Genomic DNA, 6616 nt, shown 5'->3' with positions numbered 1-6616 from the left:
ACTACGGTGCTGAAGTAACAAATGCCCTGCTTCCAGGAAAAGCCTCTAAGCATCAGGTAACACGAAATCGTACCCCAAACCGACACAGGTGGTCAGGTAGAGAATACCAAGGCGCTTGAGAGAACTCGGGTGAAGGAACTAGGCAAAATGGTGCCGTAACTTCGGGAGAAGGCACGCTGATATGTAGGTGAAGTGGTTTACCCATGGAGCTGAAATCAGTCGAAGATACCAGCTGGCTGCAACTGTTTATTAAAAACACAGCACTGTGCAAACACGAAAGTGGACGTATACGGTGTGACGCCTGCCCGGTGCCGGAAGGTTAATTGATGGGGTTATCCGTAAGGAGAAGCTCTTGATCGAAGCCCCGGTAAACGGCGGCCGTAACTATAACGGTCCTAAGGTAGCGAAATTCCTTGTCGGGTAAGTTCCGACCTGCACGAATGGCGTAATGATGGCCAGGCTGTCTCCACCCGAGACTCAGTGAAATTGAACTCGCTGTGAAGATGCAGTGTACCCGCGGCAAGACGGAAAGACCCCGTGAACCTTTACTATAGCTTGACACTGAACACTGGTCCTTGATGTGTAGGATAGGTGGGAGGCTTTGAAGTGTGGACGCCAGTCTGCATGGAGCCATCCTTGAAATACCACCCTTTAATGGCTGGTGTTCTAACGTAGACCCGTGATCCGGGTTGCGGACAGTGTCTGGTGGGTAGTTTGACTGGGGCGGTCTCCTCCTAAAGAGTAACGGAGGAGCACGAAGGTTAGCTAATCCTGGTCGGACATCAGGAGGTTAGTGCAAAGGCATAAGCTAGCTTGACTGCGAGAGTGACGGCTCGAGCAGGTGCGAAAGCAGGTCTTAGTGATCCGGTGGTTCTGAATGGAAGGGCCATCGCTCAACGGATAAAAGGTACTCCGGGGATAACAGGCTGATACCGCCCAAGAGTTCATATCGACGGCGGTGTTTGGCACCTCGATGTCGGCTCATCACATCCTGGGGCTGAAGTAGGTCCCAAGGGTATGGCTGTTCGCCATTTAAAGTGGTACGCGAGCTGGGTTTAGAACGTCGTGAGACAGTTCGGTCCCTATCTGCCGTGGGCGCTGGAGAATTGAGGGGGGCTGCTCCTAGTACGAGAGGACCGGAGTGGACGCATCACTGGTGTTCGGGTTGTCATGCCAATGGCATTGCCCGGTAGCTAAATGCGGAAGAGATAAGTGCTGAAAGCATCTAAGCACGAAACTTGCCCCGAGATGAGTTCTCCCTGACTCCTTGAGAGTCCTGAAGGAACGTTAAAGACGATGACGTTGATAGGTCGGGTGTGTAAGTGTAGCGATACATTGAGCTAACCGATACTAATGAACCGTGAGGCTTAACCTTACAACGCCGAAGATGTTTTGGCGAAAGACAGAGACAATATTCAGCCTGATTACAGATTAGATTGACATGCAAAAGCGTGTTGATAAACAGAATTTGCCTGGCGGCTGTAGCGCGGTGGTCCCACCTGACCCCATGCCGAACTCAGAAGTGAAACGCCGTAGCGCCGATGGTAGTGTGGGGTCTCCCCATGCGAGAGTAGGGAACTGCCAGGCATCAAATTTAGTGTGCTGATATGGCTCAGTTGGTAGAGCGCACCCTTGGTAAGGGTGAGGTCCCCAGTTCGACTCTGGGTATCAGCACCAGTTTTTCGGTTAAAGTTCGGTACTTAGAAAAGAATTTGTCTGGCGGCTGTAGCGCGGTGGTCCCACCTGACCCCATGCCGAACTCAGAAGTGAAACGCCGTAGCGCCGATGGTAGTGTGGGGTCTCCCCATGCGAGAGTAGGGAACTGCCAGACATCAAATAAAAGCGAAAGGCTCAGTCGAAAGACTGGGCCTTTTGTTTTATCTGTTGTTTGTCGGCGAGCGCTCTCCTGAGGAGGACAAATCCGCCGGGAGCGGATCTGAACGTTGCGCAGCAACGGCCCGGAGGGTGGCGGGCAGAACGCCCGCCATAAACTGCCAGACATCAAATAAGTGAAAAGGCCATCCTTTCGGATGGCCTTTTTGCATTTATACGCGAAAATCAGCCGGAACTGTATCCGGCATATATATTTAATGAATAACCTGCGATAAAAACGCGCGAGTGCGTTCCGATTTGGGGTGAGCAAAAAACTCATCCGGTGGTGCCTGTTCCACAATCTCGCCAAGATCCATAAAGATCACCCGGTCAGCTACTGTGCGGGCAAAGCCCATTTCATGGGTTACACATAGCATGGTCATACCCGATTGCGCCAGACCTATCATGGTATCCAGCACTTCTTTTACCATTTCAGGATCCAACGCTGATGTGGGTTCATCAAATAACATGATTTTGGGTTTCATACACAGCGAGCGTGCAATGGCCACGCGCTGTTGTTGTCCACCAGAGATTTGCCCGGGATATTTATGCGCATGTTCGGCAATGCGGACCCGCTCAAGGTAGTGCATTGCCAGTACTTCAGCCTCTTTTTTCGGCATCTTTTGCACCCAGATAGGCGCCAGTGTGCAGTTTTGCAAGACAGTTAAATGAGGAAAGAGATTAAAGTGCTGAAAGACCATGCCGACTTCTTGTCGGACGCGCTCAATATTGCGGATGTCTTCATTGAGTTCAATCCCATCCACCACAATGCGTCCTTGCTGATGTTCTTCAAGATGGTTAATACAGCGGATAGTTGTCGATTTACCCGAACCGGAAGGCCCGCATAATACGATGCGCTCTCCCTGTTTTACCTTTAGGTTGATGTTTTTCAGGACATGAAACTGTCCGTACCATTTGTTGACGTTTTCCAGTGTAATCATCGAGTCGGTAGACGGCATTAATAATTGGCTCATAAATTCCTCAGTGCGGTGTACGCCCGGTGTTAAAACGTTTTTCCAGATGCTGGCTGTAACGCGACATGCTGAAACAGAAGATCCAGTAGATCAGTGCGGCAAAAACATATCCTTCCGTCGACATACCCAGCCACGCAGGGTCCACAGTTGCCTGCTGTACGCTACTGAAGAGATCAAACAGACCGATGATGATGACCAGGCTGGTATCCTTGAACAGAGCGATAATCGTGTTAACCAGGCCAGGGATAACCAGCTTGAGGGCTTGCGGAAGAATGACCAGCCCCTGAGTTCTCCAGTAACCTAGCGCCAGTGATTCCGCGGCTTCATACTGACCTTTTGGTAGGGCCTGTAACCCTCCGCGAACCACTTCTGCGACATAGGCCGACTGGAAAAGAATAACGCCGACCAGCGCCCGGATAAGCTTGTCGATACTGGTTCCTTCGGACATAAACAGAGGAAGCATGACCGAGGACATAAACAGAACGGTAATCAGCGGTACACCGCGCCAGAACTCAATGAAAATGACGGATAAAACCCGCACGACTGGCATATGGGAACGACGTCCCAACGCCAGTAAAATGCCCCATGGAAGCGCGCCTGCAATCCCCACGGATGCAATAATAAGCGTCAGTGTTAATCCGCCCCACTGCCGCGTTTCTACGCGTTCAAGCCCGAAAAAACCACCGTACATCAGCCACCAGACAACAATCGGATAAATGACTGCCCAGATGGCGATATAGCGGCCACGGTGAGGAATGGTTTTCCAGAACATCGGAACAATAGAAACCAGACCAATCATCAGGGCCAGATTTACGCGCCAACGCTGATCGTGGGGATAAAGCCCATACATGAATTGCCCGAAGCGTTCATGAATGAACACCCAGCAGGCTCCCGCTTTGGTGCAGTCTGCCCGGGTAGAGCCGACCCAGTTGGCCTGAAAAAATACCCAGTTCAACAGTGGTGGAAGAAATGACCAAATCAGCCATACGCATAGCAGGGTGAGCAGGCTATTTGACCAACTGGAGAACAGGTTTTTACGCACCCAGAGTAGACTGCGGCTTGCCGGATTGCTGCGCTGGCGCGAGGGGTGAGACAGCAGTGCTTTTGTCATCATGGCTCCTTAGCGCTCAATCAGTGCAATACGGCGGTTATAAATATTCATCAGCAAAGAAATACTCAGACTGATGATCAGGTATACCGACATGGTGATGGCGATCGTTTCAATGGCTTGCCCTGTTTGATTGAGTACCGTGCCGGCAAACAGTGAAACCATGTCCGGGTAGCCAATGGCGGCTGCAAGAGAAGAGTTCTTGACGATATTCAGGTACTGGCTGGTCAGTGGGGGAATGATGACGCGTAGCGCCTGTGGGATGATTACCTGGCGTAGCGTCACCGGATTTGGTAGACCCAGCGAGCGTGCGGCTTCATGTTGGCCGTAAGGAACGGCCTGAATGCCTGCCCTAATAATTTCTGCAATAAATGCCGAGGTATATACCGAAAGCGCCAGAGTTAGTGCCGCCAGTTCAGGAATAAGCACCATACCGCCACTGAAGTTAAAACCACGGAGCGCGGGAATATCCCAGTGAAGCGCAGCGCCAAACATCCACTGTGAAATCACCGGTAAAAGTACGATCAACGCAAGAGCTGTGGGCCAGGTCCGACGTAGCTGACCGGTTTTGGTCTGATGCATTCTGTTGAAGCGAAATAATCCGATGGTGACGACGATAGCGATAACAACAGCGGTGCAAAAGGCAAAAAAACCTTCTCCCATTTGCGGGGACGGAATATAGAGCCCCCGGTTACTCAGGAACATCAAATCCAGCGCGTTAACGGCCTGACGTGGGCCGGGCAGGTTACGTAATACGGCGAAATACCAGAAGAAGATCTGCAGCAGCGGCGGTATATTGCGGAACGTTTCGATGTAGATCGTCGAGAGCTTTCGCAATAACCAGTTATCTGACAGGCGTGCCAGCCCGAGAAAGAAACCGAGAATTGATGCGAAAACAATGCACAGTGCTGAAACTAACAGCGTATTGAGCAGGCCGACCACAAAGACACGACCATACGTATCGCCTTGCTCGTAATCGATCAGATGTTGGACAATGCCAAATCCGGCGCTGCGATCGAGAAAAGAAAACCCCGAGGTAATACCGCTATTGTTCAGGTTATTTATCGTGTTATGAATGAGATAGACCGCAATGCTGATAACCGCAATGACGGCGAGTATTTGAAATAACCAGGCGCGGACCGCAGGGTTAGAAAAGGATAATGATCCTTTTACGGTTGAGCGGCGATGGAACATAAGAAAACCTCAGTAACTATGACTCTGGGCTGAGCGCCGCAGTTGCGGCGCCCGTTACATCACTACGCATTAGCGCACCGGTGGCGCATATTGAATGCCACCGTTATTCCAGAGGTTGTTCTGTCCACGTTTGATCTTCAGCGGACTTTCCGATCCAACGTTACGTTCAAAGATCTCCGAATAGTTACCAACTTGCTTGATAATGTTGTAGGCCCATTTGTTATCAAGCTTCAGATCCTTGCCATAATCCCCTTCTTTACCCAACAGGTGTGCCATATCCGGTGTTGCTGGATTAGCCGCTTTTTCATCGACGTTTTTCGAGTTAACACCCATTTCTTCCGCATTTAGCATGGCGAACAGCGTCCAGCGAACAATGGAGAACCACTCATCGTCCCCACGACGTACGACAGGTCCCAGAGGTTCTTTAGAAATAACTTCTGGCAGGACGATCCATTCCGCAGGATTGCTCAGCTTGATGCGTAGGGCATACAGCTGAGACTGGTCGGAAGCCAGCGTATCGCAACGTCCAGATTCCAGAGCTTTGGCTGATTCATCCGAACGGTCAAAGGTGACGGGGGTGTACTTCATCTTGTTGGCTTTAAAGTAGTCGGCCACGTTTAGTTCTGTATCGGTTCCCGCCTGAATACAGACCGTTGCACCATCCAGCTCTTTAGCGCTCTTCAGGCCTGCTTTATTGTGGGTAAGAAAACCAATGCCGTCGTAATACGTTACACCAGTGAAGGACATGCCCATACCGGCATCACGAGAAGAGGTCCACGTGGTATTACGAGAGAGCAAGTCGACTTCACCAGACTGTAATGCGGTAAAGCGTTCCTTGGCGGTGAGCGGGGTATATTTTACTTTGCTATCATCGCCAAATACGGCGGAGGCAACGCCACGACATACATCAACATCAATACCCGAGAACTTGCCGCTTGCATCGGCGTAAGAAAAGCCAGGCAAGCCGTCGCTGATCCCACATTGCACAAACCCTTTTTTCTTTACGGCATCAAGTGTTGCGCCGGCATGTGCCTGATTTGCAACAGCAAGCAGCACACCGGCCGCAGCCAGGCTGGCGATTATCATCTTTTTCATAGAGCATCCTGTGTGGAGGAATTATTGTTATGGAAACGTTCTGAAAACGTCTTTTACCTGTCTGTGGCTTTGGCCATACTCTTTTAAGCAAAGGTAGTGCCAGTTTTTTGCGCCTGATTATTCGACGCAATATGCAGAGTGTAGACAGGAAAAAATAAATGCAGCGCCCTGAAGTGGTGCAAAATTGAAACGTAAGCCACATTTCGGCGCAAAAAATTTAAAAATCAGACAGGACGCGTGATAACGATTTCTGGCGTTAATATTAATGGCGTAAGAATAATGAAAAGAAAATGTGGTGTTACGAAAAACAGAAAAAATGCTAATTTCAAATCACGGATGTGTGAGTGAAATCTATAATAATTTTATTACATGT

At 50.2% G+C, this 6616-nt stretch carries 4 protein-coding genes, 1 tRNA gene and 3 rRNA genes; 4 read left to right on the top strand and 4 right to left on the bottom strand.

Annotated elements, in window-relative coordinates; genetic code table 11:
* From OGY71_RS06380 to rrf (OGY71_RS06365), 4 genes are all read left to right on the top strand, one after another.
* A 23S ribosomal RNA gene (locus tag OGY71_RS06380) occupies positions 1-1375 on the top strand; the annotation flags it as partial.
* A gap of 96 nt (positions 1376-1471) precedes the next feature.
* A 5S ribosomal RNA gene (gene rrf / locus OGY71_RS06375) occupies positions 1472-1587 on the top strand.
* A 14-nt stretch (positions 1588-1601) separates the two neighbouring features.
* Positions 1602-1677, top strand: a tRNA-Thr gene (locus OGY71_RS06370).
* Positions 1678-1715: 38 nt separating this feature from the next.
* Positions 1716-1831: ribosomal RNA gene (rrf, locus tag OGY71_RS06365) — 5S ribosomal RNA — on the top strand.
* 256 nt (positions 1832-2087) lie between these two features.
* On the opposite strand, the gene OGY71_RS06360 is transcribed toward rrf (OGY71_RS06365), so the two are convergent.
* From OGY71_RS06360 to OGY71_RS06345, 4 genes are all read right to left on the bottom strand, one after another.
* Entirely contained in the window at positions 2088-2846 is a 759-nt protein-coding gene (locus OGY71_RS06360; protein ID WP_126317321.1) for an amino acid ABC transporter ATP-binding protein, read from the bottom strand.
* Positions 2847-2853: 7 nt separating this feature from the next.
* The gene (locus OGY71_RS06355) at positions 2854-3957 is read right to left on the bottom strand and encodes an amino acid ABC transporter permease (protein ID WP_003828862.1); all 1104 of its coding nucleotides are present in this window, start codon (positions 3955-3957) and stop codon (positions 2854-2856) included.
* A 9-nt stretch (positions 3958-3966) separates the two neighbouring features.
* Positions 3967-5148 carry an amino acid ABC transporter permease gene (locus OGY71_RS06350; RefSeq protein WP_003828860.1) on the bottom strand — a complete coding sequence of 394 codons (1182 nt, stop codon included), beginning with the start codon at positions 5146-5148 and terminating at the stop codon, positions 3967-3969.
* 69 nt (positions 5149-5217) lie between these two features.
* Positions 5218-6243 carry an amino acid ABC transporter substrate-binding protein gene (locus tag OGY71_RS06345; RefSeq protein WP_003828858.1) on the bottom strand — a complete coding sequence of 342 codons (1026 nt, stop codon included), beginning with the start codon at positions 6241-6243 and terminating at the stop codon, positions 5218-5220.
* Positions 6244-6616: the final 373 nt, after the last annotated feature.

Origin of the sequence: Citrobacter sp. Cpo109, from assembly GCF_030332565.1 — a bacterium.
In the GTDB taxonomy this organism is placed as follows: domain Bacteria; phylum Pseudomonadota; class Gammaproteobacteria; order Enterobacterales; family Enterobacteriaceae; genus Citrobacter; species Citrobacter portucalensis.
This window is presented reverse-complemented; position numbering and strand designations above follow the sequence as displayed.